Origin of the sequence: Sphingomonas hankookensis, from assembly GCF_022664465.1 — a bacterium.
Taxonomy (GTDB): Bacteria; Pseudomonadota; Alphaproteobacteria; order Sphingomonadales; family Sphingomonadaceae; genus Sphingomonas; species Sphingomonas hankookensis.
Genome location: NZ_JAKREV010000002.1, coordinates 430,204 through 454,194, shown reverse-complemented (window position 1 = coordinate 454,194; position 23,991 = coordinate 430,204). Strand labels below are relative to the sequence as shown.

Here is a 23,991-nt window from a genome sequence, read left to right as displayed (position 1 = left end):
GAGACCGAGTATGAGCATCGAATTTCTGGCACCCGACGTGGATGAATTGACCCCGCGCATCACCGTCATCGGGGTCGGCGGTGCCGGCGGCAACGCGATCGCCAACATGATCCGCGCCGAAGTGCAGGGGGTCGAGTTCCTCGTCGCCAACACCGACGCACAGGCGTTGAAGCAGTCGTCCGCGCCGCAGCGTATCCAGCTGGGTGCGAAGATCACCCAGGGGCTTGGTGCCGGCAGCCGCCCCGAAATCGGTCGCGCCGCGGCCGAGGAAACCATCGAGCAGGTGCAGAAGTCGCTCGAGGGCGCGCACATGTGCTTCATCGCCGCCGGCATGGGCGGCGGCACCGGCACCGGCGCTGCCCCCGTGATCGCGAAGGCCGCGCGCGAGATGGGTATCCTGACCGTCGGTGTCGTGACCCGTCCGTTCGCGTTCGAGGGCAAGCGCCGCGCGAAGTCGGCCGATGCCGGCATCGAGGAACTGCAGAAGTATGTCGACACGCTGATCGTCATCCCGAACCAGAACCTGTTCCTGATCGCCAACGCCAACACGACCTTCAAGCAAGCCTTTGAAATGGCGGACGAAGTGTTGCAGCAGGGCGTGCGCGGCATCACCGACCTGATGGTCATGCCCGGCCTCATCAACCTCGACTTCGCCGACGTCCGTTCGGTGATGCAGGAAATGGGCAAGGCGATGATGGGCACCGGCGAGGCCGAGGGCGACAACCGCGCCATCGAAGCCGCGCAGCAGGCGATCGCCAACCCGCTGCTCGACGGCGTGTCGCTGAACGGCGCCAAGGGCGTGATCGTGTCGATCACCGGCGGCGACGACATGCGCCTGCTCGAAGTGGACGAAGCCGCGAACCACATCCGCGAACTGGTCGACGACGACGCCAACATCATCTGGGGTTCGGCGTTCAACAGCGAGCTGGAAGGCAAGATCCGCGTCTCGGTCGTCGCGACCGGCATCGAGGACGAAGCCCCGTCGCAGGCCGCGCCGCAGCCGGCACAGGCCGAACCGACCCGCGCCTTCTCGTTCAACGCGCCGCGTCGCGCCGCCGCGCCCTCGGCGCCCGCCGCCGCGCCGGTCGCGCCGAGCGGTGCCGCCGCCGAGCATCTGGAAGAAGCCCCGGCGCCCGCGCCGATGGACCGTTTCCCGCAGGGCGCGAGCCAGCCATCGGTGTCGGAACGCGCCGTGCCGCATTCTACCTACGACACGCCGGCCACCGTGCAGCATGACGAGGACGAACTGGTGCTGGGTGCCGAACAGGCCGCAGCCCCGATGCCTGCACCGACCCCGGCAAGCGACTTCGGCGCGTCGTCCAGCGACGGCCGCCGCCGCTGGCTGACTCCCGACGCCCCGGCGGAAGCGCCGCGGGAAGAAGCTGCGCCGGCCCGCAAGCCCGGCGGCACGCTGTTCGAACGCATGGCCAATGCCGGCCGCGCGCCGGCCCGCGGCACCGACGATGCGAAGGAACCGCTGGACATCCCGCGCTTCCTGCACCGGCAGAACAACCAGTAAACGGCACTAAACTCCTCCCCGCCGCGCGGGGAGGGGACGGTCGAGGGCGTGCCCCCGAACGGCGACGGAACTGTTTCGCCCACTCCCGACGCTAAGCGACTGTCACCCAACCCCATGCACGTCACCCCGGGCTTGATCCGGGGTCACCCTTCTTCTTCTGTTTCGACAGATCGGGAAAGCGGGACCCGGATCAACTCCGGGGTGACGAGTATAGAAAGTTGTTCGCCGGACGAAGGTTCGATGCGCGCGGCATTGATCGCAAAACCCCTTTCCTACAACGCCGTCCCCGGCCAACCTGTCGCTTCCCATTCCACAAACCCGCGCCCCGCCGGACAACCCCCCACGCGACACGCAAAACGCCCATTAGTGTGAACTTAGTGAACTTTGACCGCGCATAGCTCGCTTCATCGCCACCACCGCTCGCTTCGTCGCCGCATCGGCACCTGAACATTCCCCGTTCAGCCGCCGCATGGTTAAGCGGTCCCGCCCATGACCCGACTCTCACCGCTCCATTTGACCGCGCTGCTGCTCGCCACCGCATCGCCCCTGCCGGCCGCCGCGCAGCCCGGCGCGATCGTCCAGCCGCTGACTCCCAATGCCGACCGGCTGTCGGAACAGATGCGCGTCCTCGGCCGCAGCCCGAACGACGTGTCGGCGCTGGTCGAGGCGGGGCGACTGTCGGGCAAGCTCGGCGATACCGACGCGGCGATGCAGTTCCTAGCCCGCGCCGAAAAGGTCGCGCCGAACGACCCGCGCATCCGCGCCGCGCGCGGCGTCGCGCTGGTCGGGATGGAGCGTCCGGGCGAGGCGCTGGCGCTGTTCGCCTCAGCCGAACGGGCGGGCGTGAACATGACCCCGTACCTCGCCGAACGCGGTCTTGCCTATGACCTGCTCGGCCGCGGGTCGCTGGCGCAGGCGGACTACCGGCAGGCGCTGCGGGCCGGCGACGATGACGAGGTGACCCGCCGCCTCGCGCTGTCGCTCGGCATCGATGGCGACGTGACCGGATCGACCGCCGTCCTCAACCCGCTGCTCCAAAAGGGCGACCGCGCCGCGTGGCGGGTGCGCGCCTTCGTCCTCGCCATGTCGGGCGATGCCGCCGGTGCCGACAAGATCACCGCCAGCGTGCTGCCGGGCTTCTCCGCCAGCCTCTCGCCCTTCTTCCGCCGCCTGCCGCAACTGGCTGGCGCCGACCGCGCCTTCGCCGTCCATTACGGCCGGCTGGTGCCGAGCCCCGAGCGGCTGGCCGACGCGCGCCTCGCCCCGGCGCTGCCCGCCCCGGTCCGCACTGCGCCGCCGGTCGCGCTGGCCTCCGCAACGACGCCTGCACCCGCCGCGACGGCGCGCACTACCGCTCGCTCGTCGACCTATGCCGAGCGCCGCGCCGAACGCCAGCGTCAGGCCGCCGCCGCGCTGGCTGCTCAGACCGAGGCCACCCGTCGCGCCGCCGACGCCCGTGCGCAGCAACTGGCTCAGGCACAGGCCGCGCAGGCCGAAGCGACCCGCCGCGCCGCCGACGCCCGCGCCCAGCAGCTTGCCCAGGCACAGGCCGACGAAGCTGCCCGCCGCGCCGCGCTCGCGCAGCGGCAGCTCGCCGCGCAACAGGCCGAACAGGCGCGTCTCGCCGAAGCGACCCGGGTCGAAGCGCAACGCGTCGCCGCCCGCCAAACCGAGGAACGCCGCGTCGCTGCCGAGGCACTCGCCGCCCGCGACCGCGCCGAACAGGCCGCGCGCCCGCCGGTCCAGGTCGCCTCCGCTCCGGTGCCCGTAACGCTGGTCGATCGCCCCGCAGAGACCGCAGCGCCCGCCGCGGTCGCCAGCAACACGGCCCCTGCGCCGACCCCGCCGGCGGCGACGCCCGCCGTCTCCAGCGCCGCCGCGACCGTCGCCGCGCGCACCGAATCGAACGACGATGTGCTCGCCCGCATCATCCGCAACCTCGACATCCCCGCGTCCGAACTCGGCGTCGGACCGCCGCCGGCACCGGTCGCGGCGCCTTCGACGCTCGCGGCAGAGGCCGAAGCCGCCCGCCGCGCCGCGACCGCGCGCGAAGCCACCGCCCGCGCGGCCGAAGCCGCCGAGGCGAAGAAGGAAGCCGCCGCCCGTGCCGCCACCGCCAAGAAGGCGGCCGAGGCCAAGCGCATCGCCGACGAGAAGAAGGCCGCCGCTGCCGAGGCCGCGCGCGAGGCACAGGTCAAGCGCGCCGACCCCGAACGCCACTGGGTCCAGATCGCCGGCGGCGCCAACGTCGCCGGCCTCCCCGCCGCATGGGGCATCATGGCGGGCAAGGCATCCGCGCTCAAAGGGCGGCAGGCATGGACCACGCCGTTGCGCGCGACCAACCGCCTGCTCACCGGGCCGTTCAAGAGCGATGCCGAGGCGCAGGACTTCGTCAACACGCTGCGCAAATCGGGGGTGCAGGCGTTCACCTTCACCAGCGAGGCGGGGCAGAAGGTCGCGCGGGTCCCGGTCAAGTGAAGGCATTCTATGCCGCCGACCCGCAGGCACATGGCGGGCGGCTCCACGCCGAACCGGGCGACGCGACTCGCGGCCCACGCGACGCGTTCCAGCGCGACCGCGACCGCATCATTCACTCGATCAGCTTCCGCCGCCTGCGCCATAAGACGCAGGTGTTCATGGCGCCCGACGGCGACCATTTCCGCGTCCGGCTGACCCACAGCCTGGAAGTCGCCCAGATCGGTCGTGCGGTCGCGCGGACGCTCGGCCTCAACGAAGACCTGACCGAGGCACTGTGCCTCGCCCACGATATCGGCCATCCGCCGTTCGGCCATGCCGGGGAGGATGCGTTGCGCGCGGCGATGGCGGCGCATGGCGGGTTCGACCATAATGGCCAGACGCTGCGCACGCTGACGTGGCTCGACAGCCCATACCCCCGCTGGCGTGGCCTCAACCTCACCTGGGACACGCTGGAAGGGCTCGCGAAGCATAACGGCCCGATCCCCACCCCCGGCTGGGCATTGGCCGGGGCCGACGCCGCGCACGGCCTGCGCCTGAACGAATGGCCGTCGCTGGAGGCGCAGATCGCGGCGATCGCCGACGACATCGCCTATGACAATCACGACATCGACGACGGGCTGCGCGCCGGGCTGCTGACGCTCGAACAGCTGCTCGCCGTGCCCTTCGTCGCCGTCGGCTGGGACGCGGTCCGCGCGCGCTTTCCCGACGTGCCTGCCGATCGGCTGGTCGGCGAACTCACCCGCTCGCAGATCGGATCGATGGTCAACGACCTGATCGCCGAGACTCAGCGGCGTACCGTAGCGGCCGGCGTCGAGACCGTCGCCGACGTCCGCGCCGCCGGCCAGTGCCTCGCCCATTTCTCGCCCAAGATGGCGGAGGCGGAGCGGACGCTCAAACGCTTCATGTACGCCAATCTCTACCACCACCCGCGCCAGCTGGCGGCGGCGGCGATGGCGGAGCAGGTCGTCGCGGGCCTGTTCGCTGCCTATCACGCCGACCCCGCGGCGATGCACGACGGCTGGCGCGAGACGCTGCCCGACGCCGAACCCGACCGCAGTCGCCATATCGCCGACTATATCGCCGGCATGACCGATCGCTTTGCGGTGCGCTGTTACCGGGAGGTTGTCGGACCGATCGACCTGCCCGACGGATTCTGACGCCGCTGATATAACTCTGCGACAATCAAGGCGTTGGATCGCCTGAGAGATTGGCAGTGGAGTGGCGGGCGATGCCCCAGAGCGAGATTGCATGGAACCGGTTCGGGCTGGGCGCGCGCGGCGACGCGACGCCGCCTGCCGATCCGAAACGCTGGCTGACCGATCAGTTCGCCCGCTGGAACCCGCGCCCGTCCGCGCTCGCGGGGGTGGCGACGACTGCGGTGGCGGGGCAGGCGGCGGCACGGGCGCAGGCCGACCTGCGCAGGGTGCGGCAGGAACGCCGCGCGACGCAGGCGGATATGCAGGCGGAGGCGATGCCGATGGCCGCCGACCCGCCCGACAACCGCGCCGCGCAGATTCGCCGGGGCGTCCGCCAATTCTATCTCGATGGCGTGGCCGCCCGCACCGCCGCGGCGGTGGCCAGCGACACGCCTTTCGTCGAGCGGCTGGCCCATTTCTGGTCGAACCATTTCGCCCTGTCGGCCGACAAGCTGCCGGTCACCGGCCTCGCCGCCGCGTTCGAATTCGACGCGATCCGCCCGCACGTCCTCGGCCGCTTTCATGACCTGCTCCTCGCTGCTGAGCGTCATCCGGCGATGCTGATCTATCTCGATCAGGCGCAGTCGGTCGGCCCCGACAGCCCGTTCGGGCAGCGCCGGGTCGGTGGCCGTGCCGGCCTCAACGAAAACCTCGCGCGCGAGATATTGGAGCTGCACACGCTGGGCGTCCGCACCGGCTATGCCCAGGCCGACGTCACCGAACTTGCTCGGGCGCTGACCGGCTGGACCGTCGCCGGCCTCGGCCGTGGCGGTCCACGGATCGTGGGCGGACAGCAGGGGAGCGCGGTCTTCGCACCGGCGCTGCACCAGCCCGGCAAGCGCCGCATCCTTGGCCGCGACTATGCCGAAGGGGGCGCGGACCAGTCGGCGGCGGTGTTCGCCGACCTCGCGGTGCATCCGGCGACTGCCAAGCACATCGCGACCAAGCTGGTCCGCCACTTCGTCGCCGACGATCCGCCTCCTGCCGCCGTCGCCCGTGTCGAGCGTGCGTTCCTGTCGTCGCGTGGCGACCTGCCGACCGTCTACCGCGCGCTGCTCGATGCGCCCGAGGCCTGGGCGCCCGGCACGCCCAAATTCCGTACGCCATGGGAATGGACCATCGCCACGCTGCGCGCCACCGATGCGCCGCCGGGCGAGGGGCGGCAGCTGGTCAATCTGTTCGGGCAGCTGGGCCAGCCGATCTGGCGCCCCGGACAGCCGATCGGATTCGACGACATCGCCGCCAGCTGGGCCGGCCCCGACGCGCTGATGCGCCGGGTCGAGGCCGCCGAGCGCCTAGCCGGGCGGCTGCGCGAGCCACCCGACCCGCGGGCGCTGGCGACCCGGCTGTTCCCCGACGGCCTCGCCCCCGCGACGCAGGCCGCGATCACCCGCGCAGAAAGCCCGGCACAGGCGCTCGCGCTGCTGTTCGTTGCCCCCCAGTTCCTGCGGAGATAGGCCATGACCGATCGGCGACATTTCCTCATCGGCGGCGCGGCGGCGCTGTCCGCCGCCTTCGCCCCGCGCCTCGCCTATGCCCGCGCGGCGACCGAGCGGCGCTTCGTGTTCGTCATCCAGCGTGGGGCAGCCGACGGCCTCGCCACGCTGATGCCGACCGGGGACCCCGGCTATGCGGCCTTGCGCGGGGCATGGGCGGAAGATGCGGCGGCGGCGCGCAAGCTCGACGGCATGTTCGCGCTGCACCCGGCACTGTCCGGCATGGCCGGGCTCTATGACGGCGGGCAGGCGCTGTTCGCCCACGCCGTCGCATCGCCCTATCGCGACCGGTCGCATTTCGACGGGCAGAACGTGCTCGAAACCGGCGGCGCTGCGGCCTATGCGGTCAAGGACGGCTGGCTCAACCGCCTGCTGACCCTGCTCCCGCGCGAGGATGCCCGCGCCATCGCCGTCGCCGCGACCGTTCCGCTGGCGCTCCGCGGCACGCGCGAGGTCGCGTCCTATGCTCCCTCCGCGCTGCCCGACGCCTCGGGCGACCTGATGGGCCGCGTGACCCAGCTCTATGCCGAGGACCCGCAACTCCACGCGTTGTGGGCACAGGCGGTGCAGACCCGACAGCTCGCCCAGGAGGCCGGCGGCGATGCCGGCCGCAACGCCGCGGCGACCGGTACGCTGGCCGCGCGGCTGCTCGCCCCCGCAGACGGCGCGCGGATCGCGATGATCGAAACCGGCGGCTGGGACACCCATGCCGGACAGCGCGGGCGGCTCAACACCCAGCTGAAGGCGTTGGACGCGATGGTGTCGGCACTCCGCACCGGGCTCGGCCCGGCATGGAGCCAGACGCTGGTGCTGGTCGCGACCGAGTTCGGCCGGACGGCGCGGATCAATGGCACCGGCGGTACCGACCATGGCACCGCGACCGCGACGATGATGCTGGGCGGCACGGTGCTGGGCAAGCGCGTCGTGGCCGACTGGCCGGGCCTCACAAAGCTGTACGAGGATCGCGACCTGACGCCGACGACCGATCTCGACGCGTTGATCGCCGGTGCGGTCGCCGGGCATTTCGGCATCGATCCGGCGCGCACGATGGCGACACTGTTTCCGGGCAGCAGCGGGCGACGTCCGGTCGCGGGACTGATCCGGGCGTGATCCTTTGCAGGGGCGGCGCTATCGGCTAAGCGGCGCGTTTGGATCAACCGACCGGAACCGCCATGACGCTGTACCCCCGTTTTTTCGCCCATCTCGACCGCGCGCTCGACACGCTCGTCGCCCGTGGCGACCTGCCGGCGGGGCTGGAGCGACGCGCGATTACGGTCGAACCGCCGCGCGATACGACGCATGGCGACCTGTCCACTAACGCCGCGATGGTGCTGGCCAAGCCGGCGAAAACCAATCCCCGCGCATTGGCGGAGCTGTTGGTCGCCGAGCTCGCCAGACTTCCCGAGGTGGCGAGCGTGTCGGTAGCGGGTCCGGGCTTCATCAACCTGACGCTGACCGACGACACGTGGCGCGGCGAGCTGACCGCGATCGCCGATGCCGGCGACGACTATGGCCGCTCGAGCGTGGGCAGCGGGCAGGTCGTGAACATCGAATATGTCTCGGCCAACCCGACCGGGCCGATGCACATGGGCCATTGTCGCGGGGCGGTGGTCGGCGATGCGTTGGCCAGCCTGCTCGAATGGAATGGCGCGCGCGTCATCCGCGAATATTATGTCAACGATGCCGGCGGACAGGTCGCCGTCCTCGCCCGTTCGGCGCACCTGCGTTACCGCGAGGCACTGGGCGAGACGATTTCGATCCCCGAGGGGCTGTATCCCGGCGACTATCTGGTCCCGGTCGGGCAGGCGCTCGCGGCCGAGTTCGGCGACCGCTACGTGAACGCACCCGAAAGCGAATGGCTGGTGCTGTTCCGCACGAAGACCGTCGCGGCGATGCTCGACATGATCCGCGCCGACCTGCAGTTGCTCGGCATCCACCACGACGTGTTCTCGTCCGAGGCCGAGTTGCAGGCGGCGAAGAAGCCCGAAGCGGCCGAGGCGTGGCTGCGTGCGCGCGACCTCGTCTATGACGGCGTCCCCGAAGCGCCCAAGGGCGAGACGCCCGAGGATTGGGAACCGGTCGAACTGCCGCTGTTCCGCTCGACGAAGTTCGGCGACGACCAGGACCGTCCGATCAGGAAGTCCGATGGGACCTGGACCTATTTCGGCGCCGACCTCGCCTATCATTTCCAGAAGGCCGAGGGCGTCGACCAGCTGATCGACATCTGGGGCGCCGACCATGCCGGTACCGTCAAGCGCATCGTCGCGGCGGTCCAGGCGCTGACCGAAGGGCGGACCCGCTTCGACGTGAAGCTGGTGCAGATGGTGCGCCTCCTGCGGGGTGGTGAGCCGGTCAAGATGTCGAAGCGCGCCGGTAACTTCGTTACGCTGGCCGATGTCGTGAACGAGGTCGGCAAGGACGTCGTCCGCTTCACCATGCTGACGCGCAAGGCCGATGCGCAGATGGACTTCGACTTCGCCAAGGTGGTCGAAGCGTCGAAGGACAATCCGGTCTTCTACGTCCAATACGCCCATGCCCGCGTCCATTCGCTGGTGCGCCGCGCGGCGGAGGCCGGTATTGCCGAAAACGCGCAAGCCGACCTGTCCCGTCTCGATACGGTCGAACTGGCGCTGGTGAAACGTGCGGCACAGTTTCCACGCGTGGTCGAAAGCGCGGCGGCGGCACGTGAACCGCACCGGATCGCCTTCTATCTCTATGACTTGGCTGCAGAGTTTCATGCCGCATGGAATCTCGGCAACGACGATCCGTCGCGCCGCTATCTACAAGCGGACGATGCCGTACTGACGCAGGCACGGCTTTTCCTCGCGCGCGCGATCGGGCAGATTATCCGCAACGGTCTCGCCATCATGGGGGTCGAGGCGGTCGAGGAGATGAAGTGATGGCCGACACGATCACCGCCGGCGATCCCGATCACGAACGCCTGCCGTGGCTGGAAAGCGCGGAGCCGGAGCTTGCACCCGCGCGCCCGATCTGGCGCACGGTGCTGGTCGTGCTGATCGGGTTGCTGATGGTCGGGGCGATCGCTTTCGCCCTGCTGCGTAACCGCGCCGCGCCGACCGCCAGTGGTACCGGCGACCTGATCGCCGCGCCGGACGGGCCGTACAAGACGCGTCCGCAAGAGGCCGACGGCATGCGGGTGACCGGCGACAGCGACACCGCGATCGCCACCAGCGAGGGTGCGACCGGGAGGAATGCCGCAGTCAACCTGAACGCCGTCCCCGAAGCGCCGGTACAGGGTCGCGCCGCCGCCCCGACCGCGAACCCGACCAGCAGCGGCACCGGTCGCGTCGCGACCGCGGTGCCGACCACCACGTCGCGGCTGGAGGCGCGTGCGCCTGCCGCCGCTGCTCCGGTCGAAACCGCGGCGGGGGCAGGGGGATCGGTCGTTCAGCTGGGCTCCTTCCCCAGCGAAGGCGTGGCCAACACCGCGTGGAACCAGCTGTCGCGCCGCTTCGCCTATCTCGCTCCGCTCGGCAAATCGGTGCAGGCGGCGGAGGTGAAGGGCAAGACCGTCTACCGCCTGCGCGTCAACGCCGGCAGTGCGAACCAGGCGTCGGACCTGTGCGGCAAGCTGAAACTGGCCGGAGAGAATTGCTTCATAGCCCGGTGACATACCCCGGTTGTCGCGGCCCGGCGGCTGCGGTAGCCCTCGCCGCATGAAGCCCGTCATCTTCGGCCTGTCCGGCCCGACCCTGACCGCCGACGAGGCCGCGCTGTTCCGCGCGGCCGACCCGCTCGGTTATATCCTCTTCGCGCGTAACTGTGTCGATCGCGCACAGATGTGCGCGCTGACGGACAGCTTGCGCGACCTGTCGGGCCGGGCCGATCTGCCGATCCTGATCGATCAGGAAGGCGGACGGGTATCGCGGATGAAGCCCCCGGTGTGGCCCGACTTTCCCGCCCCCGCCGCCTTCGCGAAGCTCTACGACCGCGCGCCGTCGTCGGCGATCGCGGCCGCGAAGGCCAATGCGCAGGCGCTGGGCATGATGCTGGCCGAGGTCGGGGTGACCGTCGACGCGCTGCCGCTGCTCGACGTCGGACAGCCCGACATGACCGGCGCGATCGGCGACCGCAGCTTCGGCGCGGACCCGATGCGGGTCGCCGCCCTTGGCCGCGCGACGCTCGACGGACTGGCCGCGGCGGGGGTGGTCGGCATCGTCAAGCACATGCCGGGCCATGGCCGTGCGACCGTCGACAGCCATCTCGAACTGCCCCGCGTCACTGCGCCGGCCGAGGCGTTGGAACACGACATGGCCCCCTTCGCCACGCTGTCGGGTGCGCCGATGGGGATGACCGCGCATCTGGTGTTCGACGCATGGGATGCGGAGCGTCCCGCAACGCTGTCGCCGACCGTCATCCGCGACATCATCCGCGGGCGGATCGGCTTCGACGGGCTGTTGATGACCGACGATATCGACATGAAGGCGCTGACCGGCACCCCGGCGGACAAGGCAGCGGCGGCGATCGCCGCGGGATGCGACGCCGTGCTCGACTGCTGGGCGCGGCTGGACGAGATGCACGCGATCGCCGATCGTCTGGAAGAGATCGCACCGGCATCGCGCGCACGGCTCGACCGCGCGATGGCGGCGGTCGGGACGGTCAGTACGGTGCCGATGGCGGAATTGGTCGCGACCCGGGACCGGCTGCTCGCGCTGACCTGAGCCGCGCGCTAACCGCGCCTTAACGGCCGTCCGTTATACTGCTCTCCGCTTGGTGCTGGGGAAATTGCGCGATGCTGCCGACGGAACCGCTGCAACTCTATCATAGCTGGCCGCTGTTCGAACGCGGCGTCCGCTTGCCGCAGGGCATTCTCTGCAACGGCTATACCCCGGACCTGTCCGGCGACGGGCAATTCCGCTGCGACCTTCGCTCCCATGCGCTGGCATGGAGCGATTCGACCTATGCCCTGTTCGGGTTGCCGTTGTGGGTCACGCCGCGCCGCGAGGTCACGCTGCCGATGTACGCGCCGGAGTCGCGATCGGCGCTGCAACGGCTGCGCGCCCATGCCATTCGCCACCGGCGGGGGTTTACCATCGATACCGAGATCGACGCGCCGGGCGAGCCGAAGCGCTGGTTGCGCATCACCGCCATGCCCGAGATGCAGGACGGGCGTTCGGTCACGCTCACCGGGCTGCATCAGGACGTGACGCACGAATATCGGTGACGGACGCCCGCACCCGCGGATAGGGTCGGTACCATGGACGCCGACGCGCCGATGCTGACGATCGAACTGGACGGGTGGGAAGGGCCGCTCGACCTGCTGCTGGCGCTGGCGCGGACGCAGAAGGTCGATCTGCGCCGCATCTCGATCCTCGCATTGGTCGAGCAATATCTCCGCTGGATCGATCGCGCGGCGGCATTGCGGCTCGAACTTGCCGCCGACTGGCTGGTGATGGCGGCGTGGCTCGCCTACCTTAAATCCGCGCTGCTGCTGCCGCGCGAGCCGGAGATGGACCCCGATCCGGAGGAGCTGGCGTTGCGGCTGCAACTTCGGCTCGAACGGCTGGATGCGATGCGCGAAGCGGGGGCGCGGCTGATGGCGCGCGACCGCATCGGTCGCGACGTGTTTCTCCGCGGGGATCCCGAAGGGCTGAACGTCGTGCGCAAGGCGCGCTGGGATGCCAGCCTGTTCGACGTGATCGGCGCCTATGGCCGGATCAGCGCGCGCACCCGCCCGGTACTGCACGTCGTCGCTACGCGACCGGTCATGACGCTGGAGGTCGCGATGGAGCGGGTCGAGACGATGCTCGACATGACGCTCGACTGGACCGCGATCGCCGATTTCCTGCCGTCCCAGGCCGACGAACGCTATCGCCGATCGGCGCTCGCCTCCACCTTCCTCGCCACGCTCGAACTGGCGCGGCAGGGGCGGGTCGAGGTGCGGCAGGACGCGCCGTTCGGGCCGATCGAACTGCGGCGGATCGCATGACCGACCCGTTCGTCCGCGCGGTGGAGGCGGTGTTGTTCGCCAGCGAGACGCCGCTGACCGTCCCGATGATCGCCGCCTATGTCGGCGACGGCGACGTCCGCGCCGCGCTGGTCACGATCGAGGCGGATCATGCCGGGCGCGGCTTCGGCCTTGTCCGGCGCGGTGAGCATTGGCATTTCGAGACCGCCCCCGACCTCGCCCATTTCCTGCGCCGCGACCGCGACGAATCGCGCCGCCTGTCGCGCGCCGCGATCGAGACGCTGGCGATCATCGCCTATCACGAGCCCGCGACGCGCGCGGACATCGAATCGATCCGCGGGGTGCAGATATCGAAGGGCACGATCGACGTGCTGCTCGCCGCCGGCTGGGTCCGCCCGGCGGGACGGCGCGAGGTGCCGGGCCGTCCGCTGACGTACGCAACGACGCAGGCGTTTCTCGACCATTTCGGGCTGAACAGCCGCCGCGACCTGCCGGGAATCGAGGATCTGCGCGTGGCGGGGTTGCTGGAGCCAATCGGCGACGCATTCGCAAGCGTGCTGGAAAGCGGCGACGATAGCGACTAAGTGAGCCCCAAGGATTTGTTTCGCTTGGAGTGTGGACGATGGGTGGTCTTAGCATTTGGCACTGGCTGATCGTCGGCGTCGCCGTTCTGTTGCTGTTCGGCAAGGGGCGGTTTTCCGACATGATGGGCGACGTGGCCAAGGGGCTGAAGAGCTTCAAGAAGGGCATGGCCGAGGATGACGACGTTCCGCCGCCGCCCGCGCGTCCGCGCGAACGGCTGGAACAGCGTCCGCTCGACACCGGCTACGACCGCGATCCGGCGCCGCGCGACCCGCTGCACACCGATCCGGTGCGCGACGCCGACCGTCCGCACGGCGACCGCTGATCCTTCCCCGGCGGACGTCCACGTCCGCCTGAACTTGAGCGCCGATGTTCGATATCGCTCCCACCGAATTGATGGTCGTCGCGCTGGTCGCGCTGGTCGTCATCGGCCCCAAGGATCTGCCCAAGGCAATGCGCATCGTCGGCCTGTGGGTCGGCAAGGCGCGCGGCGTCGCCCGGCAGTTCCGCTCCGGCTTCGATACCATGGTCCGCGAGGCGGAACTGGCCGAGATGGAAAAGAAATGGGCCGAGGAAAACGCGCGGATCATGCGCGAACACCCGTCCGAGCCGGCCGCCGTGCACCCGATCGACGCGCCGTCGCCGCCGCCGCCGGGGCATGTTGCGCTGGTACATGATGCCGAACCGACCGTACCGGACGCTACGCCCGCCCCGGTGATGGTCGAGCGCCCCGAACTGCGCGAGGCGCCCGGCGATCATCCGCCCGCCGCCGATGGCAAGGCCCCGTCATGAACGAGATCGACGACAGCCAAGCCCCGTTGCTCGACCACCTGATCGAACTGCGCCGTCGCCTGCTCTATTCGGCGGTCGCGGTCGCGGCGTGTTTCGCGGTCTGCTTCTATTTTTCCCACGAAATCCTGACGTTTCTGCTCAAGCCGCTGCTCGCGGCCGGTCAGAAGCGCGTGATCTTCACCCAGATTTTCGAGGCGTTCTTCGTCCAGATCAAGGTCGCGTTCTTCGCGGCGATGATGCTGTCCTTCCCGGTGATCGCGAACCAGCTGTGGCAGTTCGTCGCGCCGGGGCTGTACCGCAACGAAAAGCGTGCGCTGTTCCCGTTCCTGCTGGCGACGCCCATCCTGTTCATCGCCGGCGCGTCGCTGGCCTATTACGTGACCATCCCGGTCGCACTGCACTTCCTGCTGGGCTATCAGGGCAATCTGGGCGGCGTCGAACAGGAGGCGTTGCCGTCGATCGAAAATTACCTGTCGTTCGTGATGCAGTTCCTGTTCGCGTTCGGCCTCGCCTTCCTGCTGCCGGTGCTGCTGATGCTGCTGGAACTGGCCGGGATCGTTACCCGCAAGCAGCTGATCGGCGCGCGGCGGTATGCGATCGTCGGCGCCTTTGCGATCGCTGCCGTGGCGACGCCGCCCGATGTCGGGTCGCAGTTCCTGCTCGCCGTGCCGCTGATCCTGCTCTACGAACTGGCGCTGATCGCGATCTGGTTCACCGAGAAGCGTCGGGCGAAGCGCGATCCGGAGAATGCGGAAGCGACGGACAGCGAGACGGCCGAGCGCGGCTAGGGTTTTCACTCCCGTTGATCCAGACGTCATCTTGGCAACGGGATTTCCTGACCGGGATCATCGTTCAGTCGCGGCGGTTGATTATCGTCATTCCCGCAAAGGCGGGAATCCATAGACGCCTACGCTTCGGCCGATCCCACGACGCTGGCGGATAGGGACTCCCGCCTTCGCGGGGGACGTCGCAGCCAGATGAACTAATCTCCAATGGCGTCCCGTTCGCCGGACAAGAAAAAAGGCGGCTCGAACATGGTCCGGGCCGCCTTTTTCGGTGCAGGTAAGCGGTGGCTTACTTGGTGTCGTTCGCGGCACCGGCGACGGCGTTACCCGCCGACGACACGTCCTTGCCGACGCCTTCGACGGTGTTGCACGCGCTGATGGCGAGGGCACCAGCAACCACGGCCAGGCTGAGAATCTTCCGCATAAGTACCTCCAGTTGACGCGGGGCGCGCCCGCTCTGCGCAAGGAATGTCTGGGGAAACCATTCGTTCCGGTTCAGGAACCAATGGTGCACCAAAAAAGCGACCCGCCGATCTGCATCGACGGGTCGCTTAGTTTGAAACCAGAATATGGGTCCGGCGGACGTTACCGGGGGGGGGAGGGTATGCGCCCGACCGGACCCTTTTCGTGGATAGCGAGAGCGGGGGGGCATAAAATCGCTATCCGAAGGGCATAACGGGACGCGTGATCCTTGGTTCCGGCAATATGCGTTTTTTTGAAAATGGGTCTCAGGCCGGATAGGCGCCGCAGCGCTTCACCTGCCACAGGCCCTTGCGCCAGCATTTCGGGTTCTCGAACTGATACAGCCGGACCGGACGCATGTACGGAACTTGCCGCGTGAACTGTTGTTCGCCGGCCGGGACCAGCGAGTTGCGCAGCTTGCGCATCCGCAGTTCGGCAAACTCGCCCAGATAGCCACGCGGTACGAACAGCGCCTCCTGCCCGATCTCGTTTGCCGCCTGGCAGAAACCGAGCTGCGCCGACACGGTCGAGAACCCTGAATAGACCCGGGTACCGAACTGATCGAGCGCCGTCTGGCCCGCCTTTAACGAGCCGGTGGTGCGGTCGAAATATTTGTCGAGCGCTTCGTAACTGAGCTTCAGTTCGTCGGCATGGTTGAACAGCATCGCGTTGTAATTGTTCAACGTCAGCATGGTCGGTTCGAACTGGCACTGCAGCGCCGCGACGTTCAGCGCCGACCGCAGGTTCCACAACACGGCCGCGCGCAGCTCGGCGGGCGTCGCGCCCGGCAATGCCTGGGTGATGACGCCCGGTTCCTCGCCAGTCACGCGCGGACCGTCGATATCGGCGGGTTTGAAGAAAAATTGGGCCGACGCGGGGGTCGCCGCGACGGTCAGGGCGGCGGCAGCGGCCAGGACCAGGGTACGCACTACGCTCATCTCTTCCTTTCACGGCGCGGGTGTCGGCGCCTCGGCAGGCAGCGATGGTTAAGGCGTTTTGGCCAGCGACCCAAGCCCCAACTTGCATGGGGTCCACACGATTCGCCGCACGGGGGCGTAACGAACGCGAAAAGGCGACCGAGCAATGAAAAAGGGCCGCCCGGTCGCCCGGACGGCCCCTTCGCCAGATCAACCGAAACGGTTGATTACATGGCGTTGGTCATGCCGGCTTCGTTCGACATCATCATGGTGTCGTTCGACATCATCATGCTGTCGTTCGACATCATCATGGTGTCGTTGCCCATGGCACCGTCAACCGCGGTCATGTTGTCCGACATCGTGCCGTCCATCATGTCGGTCGAGTTCAGGTCGGTGATGGTCGCGTCGTTGGCAGCGGTGGTTTCGGTGTTGCCGCCGCAAGCCGACAGCGCCAGCGCCGCGCCGGCGACGATCGAACCGGTCAGGATCTTCGAGAATGCACGCATGGTAAGCTCCCTAAGCTATGGATAGGCGGCGTTCTTTTTGCCGTTAATACCCAATCCGGTCCGGACATTAGTCGAAGGGGGAGCCGCCCTCAAGCCTCTTTCGCGCAAGGGTACAGCGCGTCCAGAAACGCCGGAAGGCCGGCGGCGAGCGCAGCATCGAACATCAACGGGTCGACCGATTTCCCGAGCGCTTCGGCGCTGGTCCCGGGAAATTCGGCGATCCCACAAGGAACAATGCCCCCAAAATGTGACAAATCTGGGGCCAGATTGACCGAAAAGCCGTGCAGCGTCGCCCAGCGGCGGACGCGGACGCCGATCGCGCCGATCTTCGCCTCGGTCCCGCCGTCCGCGGTCCAGATGCCGATGCGGTCGGGCACCGCATAGGCATGGATGCCGAACGTCGCCAAGGCGCCGATGACCCAGGCTTCGACCGCATGGACGAACCGGCGGACATCGCGCCCGCGCTTCGTCAGGTCGAGCATCAGATAGCCGATCCGCTGTCCGGGCCCATGATAGGTATAGCGCCCGCCGCGTCCGGCCGCGTGGACCGGGAACCGCGGATCGAGCAGCTCGAGCGGATCTGCACTCGTCCCCGCCGTGTAGAGCGGGGGATGTTCGAGCAGCCACACCATTTCCGAGGCCTGCCGATCGGCGATGGCGGTGGCGCGGGCCTCCATGGTCGCCAGTGCGGTGGGATAGTCGACGAGCGCGGTGTCGGTGCGCCATTCGATCTGCTGGGCGATGGCGATCGGCGGGACGATGGGATCAGGGGCCATTTTCATTCGGGAACAGGATGGGTAGAGCATCCATCGGATAAAAGGGGAGCGCGTGCAACAATGGCCAAGATCGGAACGATTTGGGACCGGGCGGTGGATTTCGTCCGCGACCATGTGGGCGAGCTGATGCCCGTCCTGCTCGTCACCCAGTTCGCAGCGCCCGCGCTGTCGGGCAGTCTGGCCGGGGTGCGCGCGGGCGCGACCGGCGGTACCGCCGCGGCGTTCGGGCTGGTGTCGCTCGTCACGACGCTGGTGTCGCTATGGGGTGCGCTCTACCTGATCGCGTTTTCCGCGCAGCCCAATGGGCAGGAGCAGCGCGCGGTCGCGATGGGCCTCGCCAAGTCGCGCTTCCTGCCGCTGATCGGCGTGAGCATCGTGCTGGTCGCGATCCTCGCCGTGCTGGCGATTCCGGGCGTCGTGGTGGTGGTCGCCAGCGGCTTCGATTTCCGGAGCGTAATGGCGGGCACGCCGCCGCAGCCGGAGGAGTTCGCCAAGCTGGGGCTGTCGCTGCTCTATTTCTTTGCACTGGCGCTGTTCACGCTGTGGGCATCGGCGCGGCTGCTGCCGATCAACGCGGTCGTCGCGATGGAGCGGCGCGGTATCGGTGCCATCGGGCGGGCGTTCGGCCTGACCCGCGGCATGACGTGGAAGCTGATCGGGCTGCTGCTGCTCTACGCGATCGTCGCGGGCGTCGCGGTGTCGGCGGCGCAGTTCGTCGTCGGCGGTATCCTTGGCCTGTTGTCCGACCCGAACAGCAGCTTCTCGCTGGCCATCATCGGCGGTGCCATCGCCGTCGCGGCGGTCAGCGCCGCGCTGGCGCTGTATCAGACGGCCTTTATCGGCAAGCTTTACCGCGAGATCGTCGGGCAACAGGACGATGCGGCCGTGTTCGCATGAAATTGAACGTCGGGGCCGCAATACAGGAAGCGTTGGCGATCTGGCGTCGCGACCGGGACGTGATCGTCGCGGTCGCCGGCGTATTCTTCTTCCTGCCCAATCTGGCGCTGTCGCTGTTCATGCGCACCGACCGCATCACGGTGCGTGCCGGGACGCAGGACGACCAGGCGTTGCTGGCGTCGATGCAGTCCTATCTGGTCGACAATATCCACTGGCTGGCGTTGCAGGCGCTGGCGGAGCTGGTCGGTATCGCGGTGCTGCTGGCGCTGATCCTCGATCCGGCCCGACCGACGGTGGGCGAGGCGCTGCGCACCGCGTTCCGCCGACTGCCGGTGCTGGTCGTAGCGACGTTGCTGATCAACGCGGCGAAGCTGGGCGGCCTCATCCTGTTCATCCTGCCGATGCTGTATGTGATCGGCCGGGTCTTCGTCGTGCTGCCGGTGCTGATGGCCGAGCCCGAGCGGCGCTTCGGCGATGCGATGGGCCGCGCGATCGAGCTGACCAAAGGCCATGCGCTGCAGCTGCTGTCGCTGTCGGGGCTGATCTTCTTCGGAGGACAGATGGTCGTGCTGTTGCTCAGCGCCACCGCCAGCGCGGTGTCGGCGGGCGGGACCAACCCGGTGACGATGGCGATCCTCGCCTTTGCGGCGTCGGTGGTGGCGGCGGCGATGTCGATCGCCTTCACCCTGACCCGTGCGACGATCTATCGCCGGTTGGCGAGCAACGGATAGTGGCCGCCGCAGTCGTCGGGCAGTACCCCGGCGACGCGCGGATCGGCAAAGGTTTCGATCGATCGCTGATAGGGGACGAAGCCCGAGCGGCGATAGAAAGCGAGCGCGCCGGGATGGTCGAGCGTGCAGGTATGCACCCATACCCGCCGCACGTCCTTGCCCCATGCCAGCGCCAGTGCGTGTGCCATCAGCCAGCGGCCATGGCCCTGTCCCGCCAGTTCGGGGATCAGTCCGACATAGGAGAGCTCGCATTCGCCGGCGGTGCGATCGTCGAGTTCGAGCATCCCGACCTCGATCCCCGCACGGTCGACCACCGCCCAGATGCGCACGGTATCGGCATGGATGATCGCGGCGAGGGCGTCGTCGGCCATCACCAGCCGCGAGAACCACAGCCATGGGCCCCCGACCCGGCGGAACAGCGCGCGATAGCGGTCCAGCGTCGGCCGTTCCCAGCGGACCAGCCGCAGCGGCGAGGCCGGCAGCGGCGCGGGGCGCGGCCGTTCGAGCATCTCCAGCGAGGTGACGATCGTCGCGACCTCGTCCGGTTGGACCGGGATCAGCCCCACTGAGTCAGCTCCACGTCGCGAGCGGCGGGAGGCTCATCAGGATCGCGTCGATATTGCCGCCGGTCTTCAGCCCGAACAGCGTGCCGCGGTCGTGGACGAGGTTGAATTCGGCATAGCGCCCGCGCCATTCGAGCTGGCGGGCACGGTCGGCATCGTCATACGGCATCGCCATCCGCCGCCGGACCAGTTCCGGATAGATCGACAGGAACGCCTCGCCCACGTCGCGGGTGAAGGCGAAGTCGCGGTCGAAGTCGTCGCCCAGATGGTCGTAGAAGATGCCGCCGACACCGCGATGCACGCCGCGATGGGGTATGTAGAAATAGTCGTCGGCCCATTGCTTGAACCGGGGATAATGCGCCGGGTCGTGGGCGTCGCACGCCGCCTGCATCGCCGCGTGGAAGTCGGCGGTGTCCTCCGCATAGGGGATCGGCGGGTTGAGGTCCGCGCCGCCGCCGAACCAGCGCCTGGTGGTCACCAGGAAGCGGGTGTTCATGTGGACCGCCGGCACATGCGGATTGGCCATGTGCGCGACGAGGCTGATGCCGGTGGCGAAGAAGCGGGGGTCTTCGGCGGCGCCATGGATCGACTTGGCGAACTCGCCCTCGAACGCGCCGCCGACGGTCGAGACGTTGACCCCGACCTTTTCGAAAACGCCCCCCTTCATCACGCCGCGCACCCCGCCGCCGCCGGGCGCACCCGACGGGTCGGTGCGGTCCCACGGGGTGTAGGCGAAGGCGGCGTCCGACCCCGCCTCGCGCTCGATCCCCTCGAACGCGGCGCAGATGCGGTCGCGCAGCGATTCGAACCAGGTGCGAGCGGCTTGTTGCTGAGGATCGAGCGGTTGCATGGACCCGGCTTTGCCGGGTGCGGCGGGGCGGAGCAAGTGGGTGGAATGTCTCATGGGCTCGGGCGGTCGCGGGGTTTGGCAGGGACGCGAGGCCGCCAAAGTTCACTAAGTTCACACTCGCCACGTTTTTGTGCGCAGGCGGGTTTCGCGCGGGGTGGGAACTGGGGCGCCAAAAAACGTTTGGGAGTTTGGCAGGGGGTGGAGGTGTAGGGCAGGGGTTTTGCGTCGGTGCATCTGTCCGGAAGCGTCACCCAGCGAAGGCTGGGGTCTCCCGCGGCTCCTGTCCCGTGCTGTAACCGGGAGATTCCAACCTTCGCTGGGATGACGGCTGGTTGAGTTCGGGCGAAGTATAATGCACCATCGCGGACAAGAAACCGGTGTCAAACCGCGGCACCATAATCTTTTTTGGAGCAAATGGCTGGTCAATCGTTCCGCATACAGGACATGTAGACCATATTCCGGAACGATTGCGACGCGGATTGCAACGCGCATCCTCGATCCGAAACGGCAGAAAACCGGCATCCCGTGATCGCAAAAACCGGTCGACGCATGCCGCCGGGGACGGTAGGACGGTAGCAGACCCATTGACGTGCCGGTACCACAACAGTCCCAGAACGACTGATACCGGTTACCATCAGGAGAGAGCCATGTTCGACCGGACCTATTACGCGACGCACCCCGACATGATGGAATGCGTGTCGAACGAGGAACTGCGCGACCGCTACCTGATCGACGGGCTGTTCCGCGAAGGCGAATGCGTGCTGAACTACACCCATGCCGAACGCTTCGTGATCGGTGGCGTTGCGGTGGGCGGTGCGCCGGTCAAGCTGCCGGTGCAGACCGAGCCGAAGTCGGCCGAGGGGCATCCGTTCCTCGAACGCCGCGAGATGGCGGTGGTCAATGTCGGCGCGGTCGAAGGCACCGTGACGGTCGATGGCGAGGTCTTCACGCTCGGCAACAAGGACTGCTGCTACGTCACGATGGGTGCCAAGGACGTCGAGTTCGGCGGCAACGGCGCGCGTTTCTACATCGCATCGTGCCCGGCGCATCAGGGCTTTGCCACCCGCAAGCTCGGCATCGCCGATGCCAACGCGCTGGAGCGCGGCAGCCTCGAGGAATCGAACGAGCGGACGATCTATCAGCTGGTCATCCCCGGCGTGTGCGATTCGGCGCAGCTGGTGATGGGCCTGACCGTGTTGAAGCCCGGCAGCGTGTGGAACACCATGCCGCCGCACATCCATGAGCGTCGCAGCGAAATCTATTTCTACTTCGAACTGCCGACCGACAACGACAAGGTGTTCCATTACATGGGCGAAGGCGAAGCGATGCGCCACATCGTCATGAGCAACGAGGAAGCGGTGATCAGCCCGCCATGGTCGGTGCATATGGGATCGGGCACGCGCGCCTATGCCTTCATCTGGGCGATGGCGGGCGAGAATCAGGATTATACCGACATGAACGTGCTGGATATCTGCCAGCTGGCGTGAGGGCATGGATCGCGCAGATCCTGGTCCGTTTCTATCATGCGTCATCCCAGCGAAGGCTGGGATCTCCCGGTGATAGTGCGGGACAAGAACCGCGGGAGACCCCAGCCTTCGCTGGGGTGACGATCAGGTCGGCTTCGTTCCTACCGCGGGGTAGCGTGTCGGTGGTGCGATACTGGAAATAAGCAGGACCCGCCCAAGCGGGGAACCGAGGAGTTGCCATGAATCCCTTCGATCTTTCGGGCCGGGTCGCGGCCGTGACCGGTGCCAATACCGGCATCGGACAGGCGATCGCGCTGGCGCTGGCCGCTGCCGGGGCCGACGTCGCGCTGATCGGGCGGACGCCCGCGACCGACACCGCCGAACAGGTGCGGGCGATGGGGCGGCGGGCGGAGATCGTGTCGGCCGACCTGTCGACCATCGCCCCGGTCGAAGGCGTCGTGGCGCAGGTGGTCGATACGCTGGGCGGGCTCGACATCCTCGTCAACAATGCCGGCATCATCCGCCGTGCCGACAGCCTCGACTTTACCGAGGAAGATTGGGACGCGGTGATCGACACCAATCTGAAATCGGTGTTCTTCCTGTGCCAGGCTGCCGGGCGGCACATGGTGGCGCAGGGCCGCGGCAAAATCGTCAACATCGCCTCGATGCTGACCTTTCAGGGCGGGGTGCGCGTGCCGAGCTATACCGCGTCGAAATCGGGCATCGGCGGCCTGACCAAGCTGCTGGCGAACGAATGGGCGGCGAAGGGCGTGAACGTCAACGCGATCGCACCGGGTTATATCGCCACCAACAATACCGCCGCGTTGCAAGCGGACGAGACGCGCAACCGCCAGATCGTCGAGCGGATCCCGGCCGGGCGCTGGGGTGATGCGAGCGATCTGGGCGGGGCGGCGGTGTTCCTCGCCTCCGCCGCGTCGGATTACGTCAACGGACATGTGCTGGCGGTCGATGGCGGGTGGCTGGCGCGATGATCCTGTGCTTCGGCGAACTGCTGCTGCGCCTCACTGCGCCCGGCCGCGAGCTGTTGATGCAGAGCGGGCGGTTCGACGTGCATGTCGGCGGGGCCGAGGCGAATGTCGCGGTCGGGCTCGCCAATCTGGGCCATGCGAGCGCGATGGTCAGCGCGGTGCCCGACAGTCCGCTGGGGCGCGGCGCGGTGGCAGCGATCCGGGCGCAGGGGGTCGATTGCTCGAGGGTCGCAATGCGCGACGGGCGGATGGGGCTGTATTTCCTCAGTCCCGGTGCCGGGCTGCGCGCGTCGGACATCGTCTATGACCGTGCCGGGTCGAGCTTTGCCACGGCGCCGGCCTCGGCATGGGATTGGGATGCGCTGCTCACCGGCTGTACCCGGCTGCATCTGTCGGGGATCACCCCGGCGCTGGGGCCGGATGCCGCGAATGCCGCGATCGCCGCGGCGGAGGCGGCGCGGGCCAAGGGGCTGACCGTCTCGTTCGACGGCAATTACCGTGCGCGGCTGTGGGAGGCGTGGGACAGCGATCCGCGCGGCGTGCTGACCCGGCTGGTGGCGATGGCCGACCTATTGTTCGGCAACCACCGCGATGTGTCGCTGCTGCTCGGCAAGCAATTCTCGGGCGATGGCGAGGATCGCCGGCGCGAGGCGGCGGAGGCGGCGTTCGCGGCGTTCCCGAACCTGCAGCACATCGCCTCGACCGCGCGCCATGTCGACGATGCCGATCGCCACCGGCTGTCGGCGCGGATCGACAGTCGTGCGGGCGCGGTGCAGACCGAAGAGGTGGCAGTGTCGGGGATCGTCGACCGCATCGGCGGCGGCGATGCCTTTGCCAGCGGGGTGCTGCATGCGCTGATGTCGGGGCAGGACGATGCCACGGCGGCCAGCTGGGGCCTGGCGGTCGCGGCGCTCAAGCATTCGTTGCCGGGCGATTTCAGCCTGTTCCGGCAAGCGGATATCGACGCGTTCCTGTCGGGCGGGCTGGACGTCCGCCGCTGATCCCCGCATAGCTTGGCATGGGGGAACGGCCGCGCGCGGCCCACGTTCCGGGATGA

The 23,991-nt window shown here is 68.3% G+C and carries 25 protein-coding genes; 19 read left to right on the top strand and 6 right to left on the bottom strand.

The features are described from left to right. Positions 1-10 precede the first annotated feature (10 nt). The 14 genes from ftsZ (at position 11) to tatC (ending at position 14,780) form a co-directional block, all read left to right on the top strand. Positions 11-1,519, top strand: coding sequence for a cell division protein FtsZ (gene ftsZ, locus MF610_RS07525; RefSeq protein WP_242194476.1), 1,509 nt, complete (start codon positions 11-13; stop codon positions 1,517-1,519). 489 nt (positions 1,520-2,008) lie between these two features. After that, complete coding sequence (locus MF610_RS07520; RefSeq protein WP_242194475.1) at positions 2,009-3,997, top strand: tetratricopeptide repeat protein; 1,989 nt, start codon at positions 2,009-2,011, stop codon at positions 3,995-3,997. Beyond that, complete coding sequence (locus MF610_RS07515) at positions 3,994-5,154, top strand: deoxyguanosinetriphosphate triphosphohydrolase (RefSeq protein ID WP_242194472.1); 1,161 nt, start codon at positions 3,994-3,996, stop codon at positions 5,152-5,154. Before MF610_RS07520 ends, MF610_RS07515 begins: the two co-directional genes overlap by 4 nt. Positions 5,155-5,225: 71 nt before the next feature. Beyond that, positions 5,226-6,650 (top strand): DUF1800 domain-containing protein, encoded by a 1,425-nt coding sequence (locus MF610_RS07510; protein WP_242194471.1) that lies wholly within the window; start codon positions 5,226-5,228, stop codon positions 6,648-6,650. 3 nt (positions 6,651-6,653) lie between these two features. Beyond that, positions 6,654-7,799, top strand: a complete 1,146-nt coding sequence (locus tag MF610_RS07505; RefSeq protein WP_242194466.1) for a DUF1501 domain-containing protein — start codon at positions 6,654-6,656, stop codon at positions 7,797-7,799. A 62-nt stretch (positions 7,800-7,861) separates the two neighbouring features. Continuing rightward, positions 7,862-9,589, top strand: a complete 1,728-nt coding sequence (gene argS, locus MF610_RS07500) for an arginine--tRNA ligase (protein WP_242194464.1) — start codon at positions 7,862-7,864, stop codon at positions 9,587-9,589. Further along, positions 9,589-10,320, top strand: coding sequence for an SPOR domain-containing protein (locus tag MF610_RS07495; RefSeq protein WP_242194462.1), 732 nt, complete (start codon positions 9,589-9,591; stop codon positions 10,318-10,320). Before argS ends, MF610_RS07495 begins: the two co-directional genes overlap by 1 nt. Before the next feature lie 46 nt (positions 10,321-10,366). Next, complete coding sequence (nagZ, locus tag MF610_RS07490; RefSeq protein ID WP_242194459.1) at positions 10,367-11,371, top strand: beta-N-acetylhexosaminidase; 1,005 nt, start codon at positions 10,367-10,369, stop codon at positions 11,369-11,371. Between the two features lie 71 nt (positions 11,372-11,442). Continuing rightward, a complete protein-coding gene (locus MF610_RS07485) occupies positions 11,443-11,874 on the top strand; it encodes a hypothetical protein (RefSeq protein WP_242194457.1) in 432 nt (143 codons plus the stop codon). Between the two features lie 33 nt (positions 11,875-11,907). Continuing rightward, on the top strand, positions 11,908-12,639 hold the full coding sequence (locus MF610_RS07480; RefSeq protein WP_242194456.1) for a segregation and condensation protein A: 732 nt from the start codon (positions 11,908-11,910) through the stop codon (positions 12,637-12,639). After that, positions 12,636-13,202: an SMC-Scp complex subunit ScpB gene (gene scpB / locus MF610_RS07475; RefSeq protein WP_242194454.1), complete on the top strand. Its 567-nt coding sequence runs from the start codon at positions 12,636-12,638 to the stop codon at positions 13,200-13,202. Before MF610_RS07480 ends, scpB begins: the two co-directional genes overlap by 4 nt. Before the next feature lie 38 nt (positions 13,203-13,240). After that, positions 13,241-13,525 carry a twin-arginine translocase TatA/TatE family subunit gene (locus MF610_RS07470; protein WP_242194451.1) on the top strand — a complete coding sequence of 95 codons (285 nt, stop codon included), beginning with the start codon at positions 13,241-13,243 and terminating at the stop codon, positions 13,523-13,525. A gap of 44 nt (positions 13,526-13,569) precedes the next feature. After that, entirely contained in the window at positions 13,570-13,992 is a 423-nt protein-coding gene (gene tatB, locus MF610_RS07465) for a Sec-independent protein translocase protein TatB (RefSeq protein WP_242194449.1), read from the top strand. Continuing rightward, complete coding sequence (tatC, locus tag MF610_RS07460; protein ID WP_242194446.1) at positions 13,989-14,780, top strand: twin-arginine translocase subunit TatC; 792 nt, start codon at positions 13,989-13,991, stop codon at positions 14,778-14,780. The genes tatB and tatC overlap by 4 nt, the downstream gene beginning before the upstream one ends. Before the next feature lie 286 nt (positions 14,781-15,066). On the opposite strand, the gene MF610_RS07455 is transcribed toward tatC, so the two are convergent. The 4 genes from MF610_RS07455 to lipB form a co-directional block, all read right to left on the bottom strand. Beyond that, positions 15,067-15,201 (bottom strand): entericidin A/B family lipoprotein, encoded by a 135-nt coding sequence (locus tag MF610_RS07455; RefSeq protein ID WP_242194445.1) that lies wholly within the window; start codon positions 15,199-15,201, stop codon positions 15,067-15,069. A gap of 304 nt (positions 15,202-15,505) precedes the next feature. Continuing rightward, the gene (locus MF610_RS07450) at positions 15,506-16,177 is read right to left on the bottom strand and encodes a hypothetical protein (RefSeq protein ID WP_242194442.1); all 672 of its coding nucleotides are present in this window, start codon (positions 16,175-16,177) and stop codon (positions 15,506-15,508) included. Positions 16,178-16,383: 206 nt separating this feature from the next. After that, positions 16,384-16,662, bottom strand: coding sequence for a hypothetical protein (locus tag MF610_RS07445; protein WP_242194437.1), 279 nt, complete (start codon positions 16,660-16,662; stop codon positions 16,384-16,386). An 89-nt stretch (positions 16,663-16,751) separates the two neighbouring features. Continuing rightward, entirely contained in the window at positions 16,752-17,438 is a 687-nt protein-coding gene (gene lipB, locus MF610_RS07440) for a lipoyl(octanoyl) transferase LipB (protein WP_242194435.1), read from the bottom strand. Between the two features lie 60 nt (positions 17,439-17,498). Here lipB and MF610_RS07435 point away from each other — a divergent pair, with 60 nt between their 5' ends. Then, complete coding sequence (locus tag MF610_RS07435; RefSeq protein WP_242194433.1) at positions 17,499-18,335, top strand: hypothetical protein; 837 nt, start codon at positions 17,499-17,501, stop codon at positions 18,333-18,335. Continuing rightward, positions 18,332-19,066: a hypothetical protein gene (locus MF610_RS07430; protein ID WP_242194432.1), complete on the top strand. Its 735-nt coding sequence runs from the start codon at positions 18,332-18,334 to the stop codon at positions 19,064-19,066. The genes MF610_RS07435 and MF610_RS07430 overlap by 4 nt, the downstream gene beginning before the upstream one ends. On the opposite strand, the gene MF610_RS07425 is transcribed toward MF610_RS07430, so the two are convergent. Both MF610_RS07425 and hemF read right to left on the bottom strand, forming a co-directional pair. Beyond that, positions 19,039-19,632 carry a GNAT family N-acetyltransferase gene (locus MF610_RS07425; RefSeq protein WP_242194430.1) on the bottom strand — a complete coding sequence of 198 codons (594 nt, stop codon included), beginning with the start codon at positions 19,630-19,632 and terminating at the stop codon, positions 19,039-19,041. The genes MF610_RS07430 and MF610_RS07425 overlap by 28 nt on opposite strands. A 4-nt stretch (positions 19,633-19,636) precedes the next feature. After that, entirely contained in the window at positions 19,637-20,479 is an 843-nt protein-coding gene (hemF, locus tag MF610_RS07420; RefSeq protein ID WP_242194428.1) for an oxygen-dependent coproporphyrinogen oxidase, read from the bottom strand. Between the two features lie 647 nt (positions 20,480-21,126). On the opposite strand from hemF, the gene kduI reads away from it, so the two are divergent. The 3 genes from kduI (at position 21,127) to MF610_RS07405 (ending at position 23,935) form a co-directional block, all read left to right on the top strand. Then, positions 21,127-21,966, top strand: a complete 840-nt coding sequence (gene kduI, locus MF610_RS07415) for a 5-dehydro-4-deoxy-D-glucuronate isomerase (RefSeq protein WP_242194426.1) — start codon at positions 21,127-21,129, stop codon at positions 21,964-21,966. Positions 21,967-22,184: 218 nt separating this feature from the next. After that, the gene (kduD, locus tag MF610_RS07410; protein ID WP_242194424.1) at positions 22,185-22,937 is read left to right on the top strand and encodes a 2-dehydro-3-deoxy-D-gluconate 5-dehydrogenase KduD; all 753 of its coding nucleotides are present in this window, start codon (positions 22,185-22,187) and stop codon (positions 22,935-22,937) included. Then, on the top strand, positions 22,934-23,935 hold the full coding sequence (locus MF610_RS07405) for a sugar kinase (protein ID WP_242195310.1): 1,002 nt from the start codon (positions 22,934-22,936) through the stop codon (positions 23,933-23,935). Before kduD ends, MF610_RS07405 begins: the two co-directional genes overlap by 4 nt. The last annotated feature ends 56 nt before the right edge of the window (positions 23,936-23,991 follow it).

Excerpts from the sequence above, each read along its gene's own strand:
- hemF (WP_242194428.1), bottom strand. The coding sequence starts at position 20,479 with ATGCAACCGCTCGATCCTCAGCAACAAGCCGCTCGCACCTGGTTCGAA.
- MF610_RS07480 (WP_242194456.1), top strand. The coding sequence starts at position 11,908 with ATGGACGCCGACGCGCCGATGCTGACGATCGAACTGGACGGGTGGGAA.
- MF610_RS07455 (WP_242194445.1), bottom strand. The coding sequence starts at position 15,201 with ATGCGGAAGATTCTCAGCCTGGCCGTGGTTGCTGGTGCCCTCGCCATC.
- MF610_RS07495 (WP_242194462.1), top strand. The coding sequence starts at position 9,589 with ATGGCCGACACGATCACCGCCGGCGATCCCGATCACGAACGCCTGCCG.
- kduI (WP_242194426.1), top strand. The coding sequence starts at position 21,127 with ATGTTCGACCGGACCTATTACGCGACGCACCCCGACATGATGGAATGC.
- MF610_RS07435 (WP_242194433.1), top strand. The coding sequence starts at position 17,499 with ATGGCCAAGATCGGAACGATTTGGGACCGGGCGGTGGATTTCGTCCGC.
- scpB (WP_242194454.1), top strand. The coding sequence starts at position 12,636 with ATGACCGACCCGTTCGTCCGCGCGGTGGAGGCGGTGTTGTTCGCCAGC.
- ftsZ (WP_242194476.1), top strand. The coding sequence starts at position 11 with ATGAGCATCGAATTTCTGGCACCCGACGTGGATGAATTGACCCCGCGC.
- MF610_RS07445 (WP_242194437.1), bottom strand. The coding sequence starts at position 16,662 with ATGCGTGCATTCTCGAAGATCCTGACCGGTTCGATCGTCGCCGGCGCG.
- MF610_RS07520 (WP_242194475.1), top strand. The coding sequence starts at position 2,009 with ATGACCCGACTCTCACCGCTCCATTTGACCGCGCTGCTGCTCGCCACC.
- MF610_RS07430 (WP_242194432.1), top strand. The coding sequence starts at position 18,332 with ATGAAATTGAACGTCGGGGCCGCAATACAGGAAGCGTTGGCGATCTGG.
- MF610_RS07470 (WP_242194451.1), top strand. The coding sequence starts at position 13,241 with ATGGGTGGTCTTAGCATTTGGCACTGGCTGATCGTCGGCGTCGCCGTT.
- tatC (WP_242194446.1), top strand. The coding sequence starts at position 13,989 with ATGAACGAGATCGACGACAGCCAAGCCCCGTTGCTCGACCACCTGATC.
- nagZ (WP_242194459.1), top strand. The coding sequence starts at position 10,367 with ATGAAGCCCGTCATCTTCGGCCTGTCCGGCCCGACCCTGACCGCCGAC.
- kduD (WP_242194424.1), top strand. The coding sequence starts at position 22,185 with ATGAATCCCTTCGATCTTTCGGGCCGGGTCGCGGCCGTGACCGGTGCC.
- MF610_RS07510 (WP_242194471.1), top strand. The coding sequence starts at position 5,226 with ATGCCCCAGAGCGAGATTGCATGGAACCGGTTCGGGCTGGGCGCGCGC.
- MF610_RS07485 (WP_242194457.1), top strand. The coding sequence starts at position 11,443 with ATGCTGCCGACGGAACCGCTGCAACTCTATCATAGCTGGCCGCTGTTC.
- tatB (WP_242194449.1), top strand. The coding sequence starts at position 13,570 with ATGTTCGATATCGCTCCCACCGAATTGATGGTCGTCGCGCTGGTCGCG.
- lipB (WP_242194435.1), bottom strand. The coding sequence starts at position 17,438 with ATGGCCCCTGATCCCATCGTCCCGCCGATCGCCATCGCCCAGCAGATC.
- MF610_RS07505 (WP_242194466.1), top strand. The coding sequence starts at position 6,654 with ATGACCGATCGGCGACATTTCCTCATCGGCGGCGCGGCGGCGCTGTCC.
- MF610_RS07450 (WP_242194442.1), bottom strand. The coding sequence starts at position 16,177 with ATGAGCGTAGTGCGTACCCTGGTCCTGGCCGCTGCCGCCGCCCTGACC.
- argS (WP_242194464.1), top strand. The coding sequence starts at position 7,862 with ATGACGCTGTACCCCCGTTTTTTCGCCCATCTCGACCGCGCGCTCGAC.
- MF610_RS07405 (WP_242195310.1), top strand. The coding sequence starts at position 22,934 with ATGATCCTGTGCTTCGGCGAACTGCTGCTGCGCCTCACTGCGCCCGGC.